The sequence below is a fragment of the Nocardia grenadensis NBRC 108939 genome, from assembly GCF_001613445.1.
GTDB classification, from domain to species: Bacteria; Actinomycetota; Actinomycetes; order Mycobacteriales; family Mycobacteriaceae; genus Nocardia; species Nocardia grenadensis.
Map to the genome: position 1 here is coordinate 127610 of NZ_BDCJ01000025.1, position 16177 is coordinate 143786.

Annotated in this window: 16 protein-coding genes; 6 read left to right on the forward strand and 10 right to left on the reverse strand. The window is 68.1% G+C overall.

Going from position 1 to position 16177, the window contains the following annotated elements; all coding sequences use genetic code 11:
• Positions 1-10: 10 nt before the first annotated feature.
• A complete protein-coding gene (locus tag NGR01S_RS24975) occupies positions 11-466 on the reverse strand; it encodes a nitroreductase/quinone reductase family protein (protein WP_063041035.1) in 456 nt (151 codons plus the stop codon).
• Positions 467-730: 264 nt separating this feature from the next.
• On the opposite strand from NGR01S_RS24975, the gene NGR01S_RS24980 reads away from it, so the two are divergent.
• Both NGR01S_RS24980 and NGR01S_RS24985 read left to right on the forward strand, forming a co-directional pair.
• Positions 731-1828: a zinc-binding dehydrogenase gene (locus NGR01S_RS24980; protein ID WP_063041037.1), complete on the forward strand. Its 1098-nt coding sequence runs from the start codon at positions 731-733 to the stop codon at positions 1826-1828.
• A 53-nt stretch (positions 1829-1881) separates the two neighbouring features.
• Positions 1882-2193, forward strand: coding sequence for a GNAT family N-acetyltransferase (locus NGR01S_RS24985; protein WP_063040929.1), 312 nt, complete (start codon positions 1882-1884; stop codon positions 2191-2193).
• A gap of 505 nt (positions 2194-2698) precedes the next feature.
• On the opposite strand, the gene NGR01S_RS24990 is transcribed toward NGR01S_RS24985, so the two are convergent.
• Positions 2699-3460 carry a lysophospholipid acyltransferase family protein gene (locus NGR01S_RS24990; protein ID WP_063040931.1) on the reverse strand — a complete coding sequence of 254 codons (762 nt, stop codon included), beginning with the start codon at positions 3458-3460 and terminating at the stop codon, positions 2699-2701.
• A 127-nt stretch (positions 3461-3587) separates the two neighbouring features.
• Between NGR01S_RS24990 and NGR01S_RS24995 the strand changes: the two genes are divergently transcribed.
• Positions 3588-4247, forward strand: coding sequence for a YqgE/AlgH family protein (locus NGR01S_RS24995; protein ID WP_063062330.1), 660 nt, complete (start codon positions 3588-3590; stop codon positions 4245-4247).
• A 35-nt stretch (positions 4248-4282) separates the two neighbouring features.
• On the opposite strand, the gene NGR01S_RS25000 is transcribed toward NGR01S_RS24995, so the two are convergent.
• The 3 genes from NGR01S_RS25000 to NGR01S_RS25010 all read right to left on the reverse strand — a co-directional run bounded on the left by NGR01S_RS25000 (position 4283) and on the right by NGR01S_RS25010 (position 5848).
• A complete protein-coding gene (locus tag NGR01S_RS25000; protein WP_063040933.1) occupies positions 4283-4744 on the reverse strand; it encodes a nuclear transport factor 2 family protein in 462 nt (153 codons plus the stop codon).
• A gap of 103 nt (positions 4745-4847) precedes the next feature.
• Positions 4848-5456 carry a pyridoxamine 5'-phosphate oxidase family protein gene (locus NGR01S_RS25005; protein WP_063040935.1) on the reverse strand — a complete coding sequence of 203 codons (609 nt, stop codon included), beginning with the start codon at positions 5454-5456 and terminating at the stop codon, positions 4848-4850.
• Between the two features lie 2 nt (positions 5457-5458).
• Positions 5459-5848 carry a hypothetical protein gene (locus NGR01S_RS25010; protein WP_063040937.1) on the reverse strand — a complete coding sequence of 130 codons (390 nt, stop codon included), beginning with the start codon at positions 5846-5848 and terminating at the stop codon, positions 5459-5461.
• Positions 5849-6051: 203 nt separating this feature from the next.
• Here NGR01S_RS25010 and NGR01S_RS25015 point away from each other — a divergent pair, with 203 nt between their 5' ends.
• Both NGR01S_RS25015 and NGR01S_RS25020 read left to right on the forward strand, forming a co-directional pair.
• Positions 6052-6594: a TetR/AcrR family transcriptional regulator gene (locus NGR01S_RS25015; RefSeq protein ID WP_281179803.1), complete on the forward strand. Its 543-nt coding sequence runs from the start codon at positions 6052-6054 to the stop codon at positions 6592-6594.
• A 506-nt stretch (positions 6595-7100) separates the two neighbouring features.
• Complete coding sequence (locus NGR01S_RS25020) at positions 7101-7598, forward strand: hypothetical protein (protein WP_063040941.1); 498 nt, start codon at positions 7101-7103, stop codon at positions 7596-7598.
• Between the two features lie 189 nt (positions 7599-7787).
• Here NGR01S_RS25020 and NGR01S_RS25025 read toward each other — a convergent pair whose 3' ends face one another.
• From NGR01S_RS25025 to NGR01S_RS25035, 3 genes are read right to left on the reverse strand one after another with little or no spacing between them, the layout of a single operon-like run.
• Positions 7788-8135, reverse strand: coding sequence for an SCO6045 C-terminal-like domain-containing protein (locus NGR01S_RS25025; RefSeq protein ID WP_174551746.1), 348 nt, complete (start codon positions 8133-8135; stop codon positions 7788-7790).
• Entirely contained in the window at positions 8132-8992 is an 861-nt protein-coding gene (locus tag NGR01S_RS25030) for an MbnB/TglH/ChrH family RiPP precursor modification enzyme (RefSeq protein WP_063040943.1), read from the reverse strand. The genes NGR01S_RS25025 and NGR01S_RS25030 overlap by 4 nt, the downstream gene beginning before the upstream one ends.
• Before the next feature lie 3 nt (positions 8993-8995).
• The gene (locus NGR01S_RS25035; RefSeq protein ID WP_157107428.1) at positions 8996-9910 is read right to left on the reverse strand and encodes a TIGR04222 domain-containing membrane protein; all 915 of its coding nucleotides are present in this window, start codon (positions 9908-9910) and stop codon (positions 8996-8998) included.
• A 400-nt stretch (positions 9911-10310) separates the two neighbouring features.
• Here NGR01S_RS25035 and NGR01S_RS25040 point away from each other — a divergent pair, with 400 nt between their 5' ends.
• Positions 10311-11015 (forward strand): glycoside hydrolase family 25 protein, encoded by a 705-nt coding sequence (locus NGR01S_RS25040; protein ID WP_063041041.1) that lies wholly within the window; start codon positions 10311-10313, stop codon positions 11013-11015.
• A gap of 20 nt (positions 11016-11035) precedes the next feature.
• Here the strand turns inward: NGR01S_RS25040 and NGR01S_RS25045 are convergent, their stop codons facing one another.
• Together NGR01S_RS25045 and leuS are read right to left on the reverse strand one after the other, a co-directional pair.
• Complete coding sequence (locus NGR01S_RS25045) at positions 11036-13075, reverse strand: PhoX family protein (RefSeq protein ID WP_084481696.1); 2040 nt, start codon at positions 13073-13075, stop codon at positions 11036-11038.
• Positions 13076-13205: 130 nt separating this feature from the next.
• Entirely contained in the window at positions 13206-16100 is a 2895-nt protein-coding gene (gene leuS / locus NGR01S_RS25050; RefSeq protein ID WP_063040949.1) for a leucine--tRNA ligase, read from the reverse strand.
• Positions 16101-16177 lie beyond the last annotated feature (77 nt).

The following is a 16177-nucleotide window of genomic DNA, read 5'->3' on the forward strand; positions in this document are numbered from 1 at the left end:
GGCCCCTGCCTCAACTCGCCTTCTCGATCCGGAAAACCGGGAAGCCCGGGGCGATCTCGGCGAGTTCGGCATCGGTCGAGTCCTTGGTGATGCCTCCGAAGAAGCGGCCGACCTCCCAGCCCCAGCGCTCGAGGTAGAGCCGCAGCAGCGGCACCTTGTCCGCGTCGGCGATCTCGACCGCGGTGAACACCTCGGTCCGCCGACCCAGCCGCAGCTCGCCGGTACCGGCGACCCGCAGATTGCGCACCCACTGCGTGTGCCCACGCGGAGCCACGAGATAACGCTGCCCGTCGGCGGCCGTCATCAGGTTGACCATGGTGGTCCGCCATTCCCCGGACTTGCGCCCGCGCACCGCCAGCAACCGGGAACCGGCGACGCTGATCCCGAGCTTGGGCAGCAGGTTGGCGAGCCGGTTGAAGATCGGGTCGAAACCGGTGGGGGCGAGGTAGCGGGTCGCGGCGGTCATCATCTTCTCCTTTGTGAGCGATGCTCTCTGTTGTGAACAACAATCGCACTCTTCGGGGCCCACGTCAAGAGCAGCGCTCTCTCTTTTTCGAATATGCAGGTAGATCTCGGTAACAGAGCACGCGAGTGCCCCAGGTCGGGCGGCGATTACCGGCCGGACGGCCGAACCCGCTCCCGACAGCACCTTTTTCTGAGACGGTGGTCGGGGCCCGGCTGCTCCGGACATCGGGCGCGAGTGCTGGAACGAATGACGGAGGAGAGTGGCGTGCGGGCCGCAGTTTTCCACGGAACCGAACCCCGACTGGTCATCGAGGACATCCCGGTGCCGGTCCCTCGGCGCGGTGAAGTCCTGTTACGCGTCACCGCCTGCGGGGTCTGCCACACCGACCTGCACGTCCTGCGGTCCGAGGTGAGATTCCCCGCACCCGCGGTACTCGGTCACGAGGTGTCCGGCGTAGTCGAACAACTCGGCGAAGGCGTGGAAGCCATTACGGTCGGCGACAAGGTGGTCTGCAGCTTCATCATGCCCTGCGGCGACTGCCGCCACTGTGTCCGCGGCGCCGAGGACCTGTGCGAGAAATTCTTCGCGCACAACCGGCTGAACGGCACCCTCTACGACGGCACGACCCGTCTCGCCCGGGCCGACGGCACCCCGCTGGCCATGTACTCGATGGGCGGACTCGCCGAATACTGCGTGGTACCCGCCTCCGATGTCTTTCCGGTACCCGCCGATGTCGGGCTCGAGGCCGTATCGATCCTCGGTTGTAGTTCCTTCACCGCCCTCGGCGCCGTGCACACCGCCGAACTCGGACTCGGCGACCGGATCGCGGTGGTCGCGGCCGGCGGCGTCGGGTCGTCGATCGTGCAGTTCGCGGCCGCGGCCGGGGTCGCCCGGATCATCGCCATCGACATCAGCGACGACAAACTCGCCGCGGTCGCGAAACTCGGTGCCACCCATACCATCAACTCCCGCACCGAAGACGTCGCGGCCCGGGTCCGGGAACTCACCGGCGGACATGGCGTGGACGTGGCGTTCGAAGCGCTGGGCAGCGCCGACACGTTCGCGACGGCCTTAAACGTGCTGGACGACGGCGGTCGGGCGGTGGTGGTGGGCATCGCGCCGGCCGGCGCCACCGGCGCGGTGGACCTGGCCCGGCTGGTGCGCCGCAAACTGCAGATCCGCGGCTCCTACGGCGCCAAAGCGCGCACCGATATGCCCGCCCTGCTGCGGATGGTCGCGGCGGATACGGTCCGGCCACAGGAAGTCATCACCCGCCGGTACCCGCTGGACCGGGCCGACGAGGCATACAGCGCACTGGCCCGCGGCGAGATCGTCGGACGGGCGATCATCGAGATGTACTGACCCGCCACGCGTACCGATGCGAAAATTCACCGCCGAACGAGTAACGTCGAGCCATGCCGACGGAGGTCCGCAACAACACCGCACTGGAACGCTTCGAGATCACGGTCGGGGGCGAGGTCGCGGGATACACCGAATATCAGGACACCGCCGGCGAGCGCGCATTCGTGCACACCGAGGTCGACCCGCGCTTCGACGGCCGGGGTTGTGCCCGGGCCCTCGTAGCGGCCGCCCTGGATGCTACCCGCGCCGAAGGGCTGGGTGTGCTGCCGATGTGCCGGATGGTACAGCACTTCATCGAGAGCAGCCCGCAGTATCTGTCGCTGGTGCCGCACTGGGCCCGGGATCGGCTGGGGTTGCCGCAATAGGCCGCGCGGCTACCTATACGGGATTGCGACAATCCAGCGCCTGAAGAGGCGGACTCCTCCGCGAAACATCCCCGCACAGGGCCGCGCAGCTACCTATACGGGATTGCGACAATCCAGCGCCTGAAGAGGCGGACTCCTCCGCGAAACACGCTACGCGGGTCCGGGTCTCCTTTTCGGAGAGGCGGCGCACAGGCCGCACGCACCTTCGCCGCGTACACATCCGCTCGGAAGAGGGACCGTTCAGCGCGTGTGAGGTGGATCTTCCTCGAGAACGCCCTTCCCCAGATCCCGCGGGGGCCGAGTGCGCCGCGCGCACACTTGCTCGGGAAAGCCGGCCGTCCAGCGTCACCGAGGTGAATCCCCTCCGGAACGGCCTCCACCACTGCCTCTGTAGGGGGCGCGCTGTTGCCTGTGCAAGAGGTCGATGGACCGGCGCCGCGGGAAGGGGGACTTTTCGCGGAGGAACACCGCCCACAGCACGCCCCACAGCGCCGCGGACGTGATCTCAGTAGGCGGCTACGGCGGCGTCGAGGGCCTGCTGCAGGTCGGTGCGGACCAGGCGGGCGATCTCCGCCGGTCGGGTCGGGAGTTCGGTTCGCGGCATTCCGAAGTGGAAGCTCGCGGCTTTCGCCTGTTCCTTGGTCGGCTCGACCGCGGGGTCGGCGCGCGGGCCGTAACTCAGGCCGAGACAGACCAGGGCGGGCCGGGCGCCGAGTTTGCCTGTCCGGAACGCGATATGTCCGATGCCCGTACCGATCGCCTGCACCTGTGCCGGGTCGACGTCGTTGCAGGTGCCCTCCGGGAAGATCGCCAGGCTGTCACCGCCGGACAGGCGTTCGGCGCAGATATCCATCATCTGCTGCCCGGCCGCGTTCACCGCCCGCAGCCCGTGGTCGCTGCCGCGGAACACGGGGATACCGCCCATCATGTCGATGCGGCGGCGCAATTTGGCCCCCTCGAACAGTTCATCCTTGGCCAGGACCCGGGTGCGGCCGATGATAGGCCGTAGTTCGCTGCGCCAGGCGGCGGCCGCGAGGGTATAGGGGTCCAGCCGGGACAGGTGGTTCACCGCGATCAGCAGCGGGGTACGGGAGCGGATGAGGGCACCGATCGCCTCACGCGCCCCGGTCGCGTAGCCGACCCGCGGCCGGTAGCGCCGCCCCAGCAGAGCGTAGGCGCCCATCGCCTGCAGGCGGTTCTGCCGGTGTACGCGATAGAAAGCGTACACATCGTCGCTGTTGTCCAGGAGCACCTCGGGGGGACGCATACGGCTGACTTTACGAGGCTGTCGCGGTATGTCCAGATGGCGCGAAAACGGCGGCCGGGCGAACTTCGCGCGAAGTGAACAGTTGATCAGAGCGGCACAGTCGGGCAATAACTGCGATGATGGCCAGGTGGCGCAGGCAGATGACCCCGATGATCGCAAGACCCGGGGCGGCCGCGGTGACGGGCACGAGCCCGAACCTGGTCGTCGCGGTAACCGGCAGGGTGAGCAGACGGTGCGTGCCGGGACACTACTGGTTTCCTCGACCGACCTGGCCGAGCCCACGTTCCGCCGCACGGTGGTCTACATCATCGAGCACAACGACGCGGGAACGCTCGGCGTGGTGCTGAACCGGCCCAGCGATACCCCGGTGCACGATGTGTTACCGCAGTGGGCGGAGCTGTCGGCACGGCCACACACCCTGTTCGTGGGCGGGCCCGTCAAACGGGACGCCGCGCTGTGCCTGGGCACTTTGCGGGTGGGCGCGTCGATCGACGGGGCGCCGGGGCTGCGCCGGGTGGACGGCCGGGTGGTGCTGGTCGATCTGGACGCCGAACCGGACCGGATAGGCCCACTGGTCGAGGGTGTCCGGATCTTCGCCGGGTACGCGGGCTGGACATTCGGCCAATTGGACAGCGAACTGGCCAACGACGACTGGATCGTCGTATCGGCCCTGCCCAGTGACCCGATCGCCGGGCGGCGCACCGATATGTGGGCGGAGGTGCTGCGCCGGCAGCCACTGCCGCTGTCGCTGCTGGCCACCCATCCGATCGAGGTCGAACGCAACTAGGCCTGGGGCCCGCCCTCACCACTCCGAGACACCGACTAGTGGAGCGGAATGTCCACTCCGTGTTCCTGCTCGGTCCGCGGCCCACGGATTCTGCGTTCGGAGTCGCGAATCGCGACGTCGTTGATGCTCGCTTCCCGGCGTCGCATCAGGCCACGATCGTCGAACTCCCACAGCTCGTTGCCATAGCTGCGCCACCACTGTCCGCTGGTGTCATGCCATTCGTACTGGAAACGGACCGCGATACGGTTGTCGTGGAAACTCCACAGGCTCTTGCGGAGTGCGTAGTCCAGCTCGCGCTCCCACTTGGCGGTCAGGAACGCGACGATCTCGTCGCGCCCGGTGACGAATTGATCGCGATTCCGCCACTCCGAGTCCGGTGTGTAGGCGAGGGCCACGCGCTGTGGGTCACGGGTGTTCCACGCGTCCTCGGCGGCCTGGACCTTACGGAGCGCGGTGTCTGCGGTGAAGGGCGGATACGGTGGTCGGGCGTCGGTCATGGCAACCTCTCATAGGGGTGGGGCGTTCTCGGCGGACGCTTCTCGATGACCCTCGATCGTTGTCGCGAGAGCAGGGCGCGAGGTATTCGTCCGGTCGACTCGGTCACGGGGAGAGCGGGACGGGAATTCCGTTGTCCGCCAGCGCGGTCTCGAGGTGGCGGATACGTTCCCTCAGTGGTTCGGTGGCAGCCCGCAATTCTTCTGCGGTGAAGCGTGGAGTGATGAACTTGGGACAGTTCCAGTCGAACGCGACGACCTCGACCGTCAGCAGGCCTTCGAGACGGCCGCTTATTCCGAGCTGTTCGAGCGTTTCGGGAGCGGGCTCCGGATCGAACCGCGCATGACCGAGAAGCTTGAGCCGTTTCCGGTTCGGGTAGTCCACGGCGATGACCGCGACCCGGTCGTCGTGGTCGAGGTGACCTGCGGTGATGTACTGACGGTTGCCGGTGCTCTCGGCCCACACCAACTGCGTCGGGCCGGTCACTTTCACAAAACCCGCCGGCCCGCCGCGGTGTTGCACGTAGGGCCAGCCGTTGCTGCCGGTGGAGGCGAGATAGAAACTGTCGCGGCGCTGGAGGAACTCGGCTTCCGCCGCGCCCATGCCGGTCGGCACGGGCGCGGCGGAAAGCGCATCGTAACGGTCGAACGAACCTCGCCGGCGCTGATGCGCCTGCTCGTCCGCGCCGAATGTGAGCGCGAAGAAATGTTCCATGGTCAGAAGGACAGGATGGAGTACCCGTTATCGACGAGGGTGCGTACGCTTGCCACCCCCGAGGTACCCGGCAGCGGGTTGTCCTTGATCAACTCCAGGCCGGAGGCCTGGGCGCCCTCCTTGCCGCCGAACAGATCGCCGCATCCACACGAGATCCCGGCGACCGTGTGCCGCACTGCCTGGTAGACGTCGTAGGCGGGGTGTCCGGGTGAGTTCAGGAGTTCGGGCCAGCGGGTTCCCGCGCCCTGGAATTGCAGCCGGACCTCGTCACCGGCCTGATCGAAATCGTAGGCGGCGGCGAGAGCGTTGAATACGCGGCCGAGTGCTTCGTCGCCGCCGTTGGGGTCGCTCAGCACGAGAACGGCGGTCTTGCTCGCGGTGTTTCCACTCATTTTCTGCTCCTCGAGAGGGGCGACCCCGGCCTGCGGTCGGGGGCACCCGGGCGCGACTCCTGGAACTGGGCGGGTCTGCTCAGACCGATGTCGTGCCGGTCGAACCGAGAGAACGGACGTTCTCACCGGTACCGGTAGTCTAGGAGAACGGAGGTTCTCAACGCAAGGAGGTCGCGGTGCCGGATGGACCCGAGGCGCTACAGGTGGTCGCCGCGGCCGATCGGCTGTTCAACGACCGAGGTGTGCAAGCGGTCGGAATGGACGACATCCGCGATGCCGCAAACGTGTCGCTTAAGCGGCTCTACCGCCATTTCCCTTCCAAAGCCGATCTGGTGTGCGCGGTGTTGGAGCAGCGCGACCGCGATGTGCGCGGTGCGATCGCCGAATACGTGGACGCACGGGCCGGGACGCCACAAGAACGGATCCTCGCCGTATTCGACTACTTGCTCGACTGGTTCGCTCAACCCGATTTCCGGGGCTGCCTGTTCATCAATACGATCGGGGAATTGGGCGGCACCTCCGACGACGTCGCTCGTATCGCGCGGCGCCACAAACTCGCCGTGCGCGACTATCTGGCCGAACTCGTCGCCGCAGGCTCGTTTCCCGCCGGCGTGGCCGATCAGCTCATGATTCTCGCCAATGGCGCCATGGTCACCGCGGCCATCCACGAGGACCCCCGGGCGGCACGCCACGCGCGCGACGCCGCCGAAACCTTGCTTTCGGCCATCGAGCGCAGCGCCGGGTAGAACTCCCCTTCCACTTGCCCGGACCCACCCCGACGGGGGCACCGCCCGCCCTGTGCGCGCCCGGCTCGCATCCCCCGTCGGCATGGTGCCGGTGGAGGCCGGGCCGCAGCCGACAGTTCGCCGGCGCTCTCCGGTTCGCTGCGATCAGCCCGCACACGACCGACAACCAGGTCTCGACACCCGCCCCCTTGTCGCGGTGCGGCGCTTCGGTATTGGTCAGGGCCGTTTTGGTTGCGACGGTTCAGATGTCGAGTTCTTCTACGGGCGGACAATCGGCGGTCCCGGCGACCCGCCGGTAAAGCCGGTCCCGAATCCGGCCCCGCAATTCTTCGAGGTTATCGACCACCGTGAAGACCGACACCGGGGGGCGATCACTCCCCTTGACGATTGCCTATTGAACGTACCGTTACATAGCGGTACGGTAGGTGTTGTTCCGATAAAGCACTCCAACGAGTGCGACCGCCCCGGATTCCACGCGAGGGGCGCGACCGAGTGAGGACCCGCCGATGAACCCGAACCCCGCACAGCGCACCCGCCGCCTCGCCGCGCGAATCGCCGCGATCGCGGTCATCGCCCTCGCACCACTGGCCGGCACCGCCGCTGCCCTCGCCGACCCCGGCCAGGCGTCCCAGATCAGCGATTCCCACGATTCCGGCAACAGCTTCGGCGATAGCGACAGCTGGAACGGCAACGGCGATTTTGGCTGGGACGACAACGGTCAGTACGGCTATGTCGATCACAACCGGCAGAACTACGACGGCTACGAAGACCACCTCAACAGTGGCGGGAACCAGTACCCCGGCCGCGACTCACACAACGACAACAGCTACGACCAGCCCGCGGATTGGGACCGGGCGGACCACGGCGGCGGCACCCAGAGCCCAGCCGTCTGGAACACGCCCAACCCCTACATCCCGGCGCCGGCCCCGAGCCTGCTGCCGGCGGTCCACCTGCCGCTGCCGCAACTGCCGTTCGCGCTGCCCGGCCTGCCGCCTCTCCCCTGAGCCGGCAGCACTGACATACACGTCAGTATGTTGCCGTTGGATAGCGGTTCATTGTCTGGTGAATCGTTGAGTCGAGACATTGACAGGTTTCCGCACCGGTGTGTCCGGCTCTGACACCGACCACGGACCGCGCGAACGGACCGGCCCGCCACACCGGACCACGCGCGTGGCGGGAACGATGACTTCGGATCACCGCGAGCGAAGTCGCCGTAACAGCCCGGACATCGCGGCGCGGAGACCTGGGCGCGACGGCGGCCAGGGGATACCGCACTCGCGAGCGAAACGCAGCGCGTCGGTAGCGGTTCCGTCCTTCGGGCGGTTCCGCGCCCATGCGACGAATCGCTCGGTGAAATCCGGGCCGGTGGCGTACACCAATTCGGGGTGCCGGGCGGCGACTTCCCGGGCCCGCTTGTGCCGCAGTGCGTGTGCCGCCGCGCCCACGGCAGCCGGATCGAAACCCGCCGGGACCGCTTCCCCCGTCACCAGGGCACGCACCAGAGCCGCCTGCCGATCCGCCAATCCGGGCGCGTCCGTCACCGCAATACCGCCCGGGCAGCCGCCGTGACCGGTGCCCGGGCCGCGGCGTTGGCTATCGCGTCCAGCTCGTCGAGCAGCTCGTGCCCAGGCGGGTAATTACCGTCCCGCTCGAGCATGAGCGGGACCGGGTGATCGTGTACGAACTCGGTGACCAGCGTGAGCACCTCCGCGGGTATCGGATGCAGATGGGTGTCGTAGTAGCGACCGCCGGATTCGTGGCCGCCGGCGATATGGCAGTAGGCGATCCGCTCGGTGGGCAGGCGCCGCAGCTCGGTACGCGGGTCACGGCCGCGGTTGCGCGCGTTCGCGTACACATTGGCGATATCCAGCAGCAGATACACTCCGGTGCGTTCGACGATCTCGGTCAGGAACTCCGCTTCGCTGAATTCGTCATCGGGCCAGTCGAACAGCGCCGCGATGTTCTCCACCGCGAGCGGGACATCCAAGCCGGCGCGGGTCCGGGTGATATTCGCGGACAGTACGTCGAGTGCTTCCCGGCTACGCGGTACCGGCAGCAGATGGCCGGCCTCGAGACCTCCGGCCCGCACGAAGGCGATGTGCTCGCTCACCAGCGGCGCCGATACCGCCCGCGCGCAGGCGGCCAGATGTTCGACGCGGCGCCCGTCCACCGGTTCGGCACCGCCCAGCGACAGCGAGATCCCGTGCGGTACCACCGCGGTACCCCGGTCGCGCAGTGCCGCCAGCTCTACCGGCACCTCGACGCCACCGTATGCGCCCGGACGTAGCGATTCCGCGATGACCTCACAGAAATCGAGCCGGTCCAGCCGGTCGATCACACCGCAGATCTCCGGTCGCCAGCCGATCCCGAGCGCGGTTTCCGGTAGCGGGCCGGTCACCGGTCAGCCACCGCAGCCGCCCCCGCCACAACCCCCACCGCAACCGCTACCACCACCGCAACCGCTGCCACCACCCGCGTCGCCCGCACCGGAATCGCCGCCGGACACACTTTCCGCGCTGTACCCGGACATGGCGGAGTTCAGCGCGGGATCGAGCAGCACCAGCGCCTGCACCCCGAACAGGGCCACCGCCAGACCGGCGGCCCCGGGCCCATAGGTCCGGTACGACGGCGAGTTCTCCGGGCGCAGATAGCGATTGCCGACGGTGGCCTCGGCCAATGCCGCCCGGCCCGCGGGCGTGACCCGCACCGGTGCCGCCACCCGCCATCCGGCGATACCCAGCGCGACCAGCGCGAGCAGGAGGAAGAGCACCGGCTTGCCGTCGACCAGACCGGTGACCAGCCGGGCCACCCCGAAAAGGGCGACGACCAGAATCGGCAGCGCGGCCTCCCGCAACTGCCGGGCGTATCGGCCGTCGGCCAGGTAGCCGCGATCGACGAGCGTCTTACGCATCCGGTCCAGTTCGGTCCGGAGCCGATGGGTCAGCAGGGTGATGCCCGCCGCCGACTCACCGAGCCGGTCGCGCACCGCAACGGTGAACGGATCCAGCGCGACCGTCGGGGCGGCGGATCCGACCGGGCCACCACCGGCATCGATGAGATCGTGCCCGCGCAACAGCGCGACCGAAGCCATCACCGCCCGCCGGTCGCTCGTCAGCAGACCGAGTTCGGGTGCGGTCAGTTCACCGGGCGGCGCCGACGCGGGCGTGTGCACGATCCGGTGCCGTAACCGCCATCCGATCACCACGGCGGCGACCGCGATCGGTATGTAGAGCAGCAGGAACGCGGGACCGGAGACACCCCAGGTCTCGTCCGCGAGAAGCTGTGATCCCGCGGCCGGCCATCCGACAGTGCGCATACCCACCTCCGGCTCCGCACAGTATTGAAACCAGTATCCGGACCGGATCCCGGCCGCGCCAGGACGATTCGAGGCCGGATCGTCGCGCCTACGCCGGGCGAGACCGGGACCTCGGTGGCCCGGGTCTTGCACGCCGAGCGGATATGCGGGGCCTCGGCCGTCAATGCCGACCACCCGGAGTAGCCGGAAGATGTACATGGATGTACACCTGAACCAACCTCGGTAGGGCCGCGGCGCATCACCTCCGGACACGGCGGCGCAATACCGGGTAGTGCCGGTCCGCGTGCCTAGGGTCGGGTCCATGAAAACTGCCCGATTGAGATCGACCGTGCGAAAGTCCGGCTCGCGCTTGGGGCCGGGCAGCTTCATTTCGACCCGCCGCCGGTCCACCGGCCTCACCATGCTGACGTTCGCGCTGGTGGCAGGCCTCGCGTTCGTTTCCGCACCCGCGCATGCCGAACCCACCGGCCCGGATGTCTCGTCCTGGCAACACGGCGGCGGACGACTCATCGACTGGTTCGCCGTCCGCGCGGCGGGTCACCGTTTCGCCATGGTCAAGGCCACCGAAGGCCTGGACTACATCAACCCGTACTTCGTTCCGGACAGTCTGCAGATGCGGTTGGCCGGGATGGCGCGCGGTACCTATCACTACGCCCGCCCGGAACTCCCGCCGGAACCGCAGGCGGCCCTCTACGCGACGATCGTCCTCGGCCAGAACGGGCCCCTGGACCTGCCGCCGGTACTGGATATCGAGCATTCCGGCGGTCTGGCGCCGGGCGCGCTGATCGACTGGACCCACCGTTACCTCAACACTGTGCAGGCCCTCACCGGACGCGTGCCGATCGTCTACACCTATCCGCGGTTCTGGCAGACCGCGATGGCCGACAGCGACCAGTTCCACCGCTACCCGCTGTGGATCGCCGACTATCGTGACCGCGCCGAACCGGAGGTACCCGGACGCTGGCCCGCGTGGACCTTCTGGCAGCAGACCGACTCCGGCTCGATCCCGGGTATCCACGGCAACACCGATATCAATGTGTACAGCGGCGCACAGGGCGATTTCGCTCGCTTCGCCCGGATGGGCGGGCTCACCGGCAGCGGATAGCCCAGTACGCCGCCCACCTGCTACACGCCGATCCGGCCGCCCCCGGACTTCCAGACCGCCACCACGGCCGGGCGCGGCTGGGCCGTTCCGCCGTCCGGCCAGTGCGAGGCCGGATTCTCCACCGAGGCATCGTCGGTTTCACCCGGATGCTGGACACACACCATGACCCGCTCCTCGGTGATCACCGGGCCGCAGGTCTCGGCGCCGATGGGCACCGACAGGAACTGTTTGGTCTCACCGCGCCGGTCACCGTCGAGTACCACCGCGAACAGACCGTCGTTGGCGTCGAGTGCATTGCCGTCGGTGCTGATCCACAGGTTGCCGTACGGATCGAAAGCGAGGTTGTCGGGGCAGGAGATGGGGCTGACCTCGGTTTTGTCATAGCCCGCGAAATAGGTGTCGGCGGCGACCGGGTCACCGCAGACGAGCAGCAGGGTCCAGGTGAACGAGGTGCCCGCGTGATCGTCGGTGAGCTCGAGCACCTGGCCGTTCTTGTTCTCGTTACGCGGGTTGGCCTCGTCGACCCCGGGTTTGCCGTCGGTGCCGCGCTTGCTGTTGTTGGTCAGCGCGACATAGACCTTGCCGGTTTTCGGGTTGGCCTCGAAATCCTCGGGGCGGTCCATCTTGGTGGCACCCGCCTTGTCGCCGGCGAGGCGGGTGAACACCGCGACCTCCTCGGCGGTCATCCCGTCCACCAGCGATTCGCCGCGGCCGTCCTCGGCCGTGCGCAGGATCGGGATCCACTGCCCGGTGCCGGTGAAACCCTGATCGGAGGGGACGGTGCCCGAGCCGTCGATCCGGTCCGGGTGATCGCCGGTGAGTTTCGCGACGTAGAGGGTTCCGGCGTCCAGGATGGTCATATTGTGCCGGCGGCTCGCGGCCCCGGTACCGGGCTCGATCTTGCGCGCGGAGACGAACTTGTACATGTAGTCGAACCGCTCGTCGTCACCGGTGTAGGAGACGACAGTGCCGTCGGCGGCGACGTGGATAGTGGCCGCCTCGTGCTTGAACCGGCCCAGCGCGGTGTGTTTGACCGGGGTGGACGTGGGATCCCACGGGTCTACCTCGACCACCCAGCCGAAGCGGTGCGATTCGTTGGGTTCGGCGGCGATATCGAAACGCTTGTCGAACTTCTCCCAGTAGTGCGGGGCGTCGGATTCGCCGATGCCGTACCGCTTCAGCCGCGCCGCCGCCACCGGATCGGCGGATTCGCCCACGAAGTAGGCGTTGAAGTTCTCCTCGCCGGACAGCACCGTGCCCCACGGGGTCACCCCGCCGGAGCAGTTGTTGACCGTACCCAGGACCTTCGTGCCGGTGGGGTCGGCGGAGGTCTTCAGCAGCGGGCTGCCGGCCGCGGGCCCGGTCAGCCGGAACTCGGTGGTCGCGGTGATGCGCCGGTTGTACTTCCCGAACGCGGGTTTCAACCGGCCGGTCCCGGGGTCGCCGTGCACCTCGACGACGGACAGGCCGTGGGCGGCCATCGCGATCTCGACCTGCTCCCGGGTGATCGCCTCGGGCTGGTATCCGGGGTACATGAACTGTTCGGTCGTGTACTCGTGGTTCACCACGAGCAGGTACTTGCCCGGCTGGCCCTCGATCGGCAGCAGGCCGGCGAAATCGTTGTTGTAACCGAACTGCCTGGCCTGCGCGGCCGGGGTCTGGCCGAAGAAATCGAACTCCGGCGCGTCCTCGAACAGCGGATCACCCCAGCGGATGACGACGCCCTGCTCGTACCCCTCCGGGATGACGAGCGCGTCCTCGCTGTTCGGCGCGACCGGCGCGAACCCGGTCCCCGTGCCCTCGGAGTTCGCGGCCGGGCCGACCTCGGTCCCGTCGCCGCAGGCGGCGAGCGCGCTCGCCGCGCCGATCGCGACCACCGCGGCCGCACTGCCCTGCAGCAGGCGCCGCCGGGAGATCCCCGCGACGATATCCCCGAAGTAGGTGTTCGACGAGGTGTTGGGTACCTCGTGGAAGCAGGCATTTCCGCATTTGTACTGACAGGTGACGCGAGCCCGCGACCCCGCGGGTTCGTGGGCGACAAAGAGCGCTAGAGGTTTCACAGTGGACTCCTGTTCCGGGCTGAACGCACGCACGCTAGCCCACCCAGGCAAGTCTCAGGAGACCGAAGGATTAACGACCGGCCAACACGGAGACCCGGGAAAACGCAGGCCACCGTGTCGACCGTCACCGCTACGCCACTATGTTGACCAAGCGTCCCGGGACCACGATCAGTTTGCGCGGGGCCTTGCCGTCGAGCAGGGCGGCGATCTTTTCGTCGGCCAGCGCGGCCGCCTCGATCGCGGCCCGGTCGGCCTCCGGATCGACCTGGATCCGGCTGCGGACCTTCCCGTTGACCTGGATCGGGTACTCCACCGTCTCCGCGGTGAGCAGCGCCGGGTCGGCAACCGGGAACGGCCCGTGGGCCAGTGAGCGGGTGTGCCCCAGCCGCTCCCACAGTTCCTCGGTCATATGCGGGGCCAGCGGTGCCAGCATGAGCACCACCGGTTCCACCGCCGAACGCGGTGCGCCACCGGGGTAGGCCTTGGTCAGATGGTTGGTCAGTTCGATCAGTTTGGCGCCCGCGGTGTTGTCGCGCATCGCCGCCAGGTCCTCGTCGACGCCGGCGATGGTCCGGTGCAGCAGGCGCAGCGTCTCATCGGCGGGATTGTCCTCGGTGACCCGGGTCGCGCCTGTTTCCTCGTCCACCACCAGCCGCCACACCCGCTGCAGGAACCGGTGCGCGCCGATGACGTCCTTGGTCGCCCACGGCCGGGAGGTGTCCAGCGGGCCCATCGCCATCTCGTAGAAGCGGAAGGTGTCGGCACCGTACAGATCGCAGATCTCGTCGGGGGCGATCGCGTTCTTCAGCGATTTTCCGATCTTGCCGTACTCCTGGTTCACCTCGACCTCGGTGCCCGTGGCGTCGGTCCAGTAGAACCGGCCGTCGCGTTCGGTCACCTCGGCGGCGGGCACGTAGGCGCCACGCGCGTCGGTATAGGCGAATGCCTGGATGTAGCCCTGGTTGAACAGCCGGCGATACGGTTCGCTACCGCTCACCTCACCCAGATCGAACAGGACCTTCTGCCAGAACCGCGCGTACAGCAGATGCAGTACCGCGTGCTCCACCCCACCGACGTACAGGTCGACACCGCCCGGATCGTCGGCGCCGTGCTCGGCGGGCCGCGGGCCCAGCCAGTACGTCTCGTTCTCCTTCGCGCAGAACTCCGCGGAATTGGTCGGGTCGGCGTAGCGCAGCTGATACCACGAGCTACCCGCCCAGTTGGGCATCACATTGGTGTCCCGGCGGTACCTGCGCGGACCGTCGCCCAGATCCAGCTCGACCTCCACCCAGTCGGTGGCCTTGGCCAGCGGCGGGGACGGTTCGGAGTTCGCGTCGTCGGGATCGAAGGTGACCGGCGCGAAATCGTCCAGTTCGGGCAGCCGCACCGGCAGCATGGACTCCGGCAGCGCGTGCGGCGCGCCGTCCTCGTCGTAGACGATCGGGAACGGTTCACCCCAGTACCGCTGCCGCGCGAACAGCCAGTCCCGCAGCTTGTACTGGACGGTGCCCGCGCCGTGGCCGTCGGCTTCCAGCCGGGCGATCACGGTGGCCTTGGCGTCGGCGATGTTCAGGCCGTCCAGATACTCGGAGTTGATCGCCGGCCCGTCACCCGCGTAGGCCTCGCCGTCGAAATCCGCGGGCGGTTGCACGGTCCGGATGATCGGCAGGCCGAAGGCGGTCGCGAAATCCCAGTCGCGCTGATCCTGGCCGGGCACCGCCATGATCGCGCCGGTGCCGTAGCCGCTCAGCACGTAGTCGGCGATGAAGATCGGGATCTGCGCGCCGTTGACCGGGTTGGTGGCGTAGGCCCCCAGGAAGACGCCGGTCTTCTCCTTGTTCTCCTGGCGTTCCAGATCCGATTTCGCGGCAATGGATTTGCGGTAGGCCGCCACCGCCTCGGCCGGTGTGGCACTACCGGCGGTCCAGCGCGGATCGGTGCCCTCCGGCCAAGCGGCGGCGACCAACCGGTCCACCGTCCCGTGTTCGGGGGCCAGCACCATATAGGTCGCGCCGAACAGGGTGTCGGGGCGCGTGGTGAAGACCTCCACATCACCGGCCGCGGTCGCGAACTCGACCCGCGCGCCGCGCGAGCGGCCGATCCAGTTGCGCTGCATGGCCTTGACGTTCTCCGGCCAGTCCACCCGGTCCAGATCGTCGATCAACCGATCGGAGTAGGCGGTGATCCGCATCATCCACTGCCACAGGCGTTTACGGAACACCGGGAAGTTGCCGCGTTCGCTGCGGCCGTCGGCGGTGACCTCCTCGTTGGACAGCACCGTGCCCAGCCCCGGGCACCAGTTCACCACCGAATCGGTCTGGTAGACCAGCCGGTACGAGTCGAGCACGGCATTGCGTTCGGCGGCGGGCATACTCGCCCAGTCCTTACCGTCCGGCGCCGGCCGGGCCCCCGTCGCGAACTGCTGTTCCAGCTCCGCGATCGGACGGGCGCGGCCGGCCTCCTGGTCGTACCAGGCGTTGTAGATGCGCAGGAAGATCCACTGGGTCCACCGGTAGTACTCGGGGTCGGTGGTCGCGAACGAACGCCGCCGGTCGTGCCCCAGGCCCAGCCGGTCCAGCTGCCGCTGCATGGTGGCGATATTGGATTCGGTGGTGTCGCGCGGATGCGCCCCCGTCTGCACCGCGTACTGCTCGGCGGGCAGACCGAACGCGTCGTACCCCAGCGCGTGCAGCACATTGCGGCCGTGCATCCGGTGGTAGCGGGCGAACACATCGGTGGCGATATAGCCGAGCGGATGGCCCACGTGCAGCCCCGCCCCCGACGGGTACGGGAACATGTCCTGGACGAACAGCTTGTCGGCCGGGACCTCGCCGGCCAGCGGACCGACCGGGTTCGGGGCGAAGAAGGTGCCGCGCTCGTTCCACCGCTGCTGCCACCGGCGCTCGATCTCCCCGGCGAGCTCGGCGGTGTACCGATGGGCGGGCGTATCACCGGAGCGACCCTGGGGTGCGCCGTGGTCTACCGAGCTCTGCCCGGCCGTCTCGGTTGCGCGGGAGTCCTGCACGGTCCTGCCTTCTCTAGCTGCTGGTGGAAAAATCCGTCTCGACAGCCTAAGACTTGCGGCTTGACAAGCCCAAAAAG

Bases quoted from the DNA above. Each gene is read 5' to 3' on its own strand.
- NGR01S_RS25040 (WP_063041041.1), top strand. From the start codon at position 10,311: ATGCTGACGTTCGCGCTGGTGGCAGGCCTCGCGTTCGTTTCCGCACCC.
- NGR01S_RS24975 (WP_063041035.1), bottom strand. From the start codon at position 466: ATGACCGCCGCGACCCGCTACCTCGCCCCCACCGGTTTCGACCCGATC.
- NGR01S_RS25005 (WP_063040935.1), bottom strand. From the start codon at position 5,456: ATGGAACATTTCTTCGCGCTCACATTCGGCGCGGACGAGCAGGCGCAT.
- NGR01S_RS24985 (WP_063040929.1), top strand. From the start codon at position 1,882: ATGCCGACGGAGGTCCGCAACAACACCGCACTGGAACGCTTCGAGATC.
- NGR01S_RS25010 (WP_063040937.1), bottom strand. From the start codon at position 5,848: ATGAGTGGAAACACCGCGAGCAAGACCGCCGTTCTCGTGCTGAGCGAC.
- NGR01S_RS25020 (WP_063040941.1), top strand. From the start codon at position 7,101: ATGAACCCGAACCCCGCACAGCGCACCCGCCGCCTCGCCGCGCGAATC.
- NGR01S_RS24990 (WP_063040931.1), bottom strand. From the start codon at position 3,460: ATGCGTCCCCCCGAGGTGCTCCTGGACAACAGCGACGATGTGTACGCT.
- NGR01S_RS25035 (WP_157107428.1), bottom strand. From the start codon at position 9,910: ATGCGCACTGTCGGATGGCCGGCCGCGGGATCACAGCTTCTCGCGGAC.
- NGR01S_RS25000 (WP_063040933.1), bottom strand. From the start codon at position 4,744: ATGACCGACGCCCGACCACCGTATCCGCCCTTCACCGCAGACACCGCG.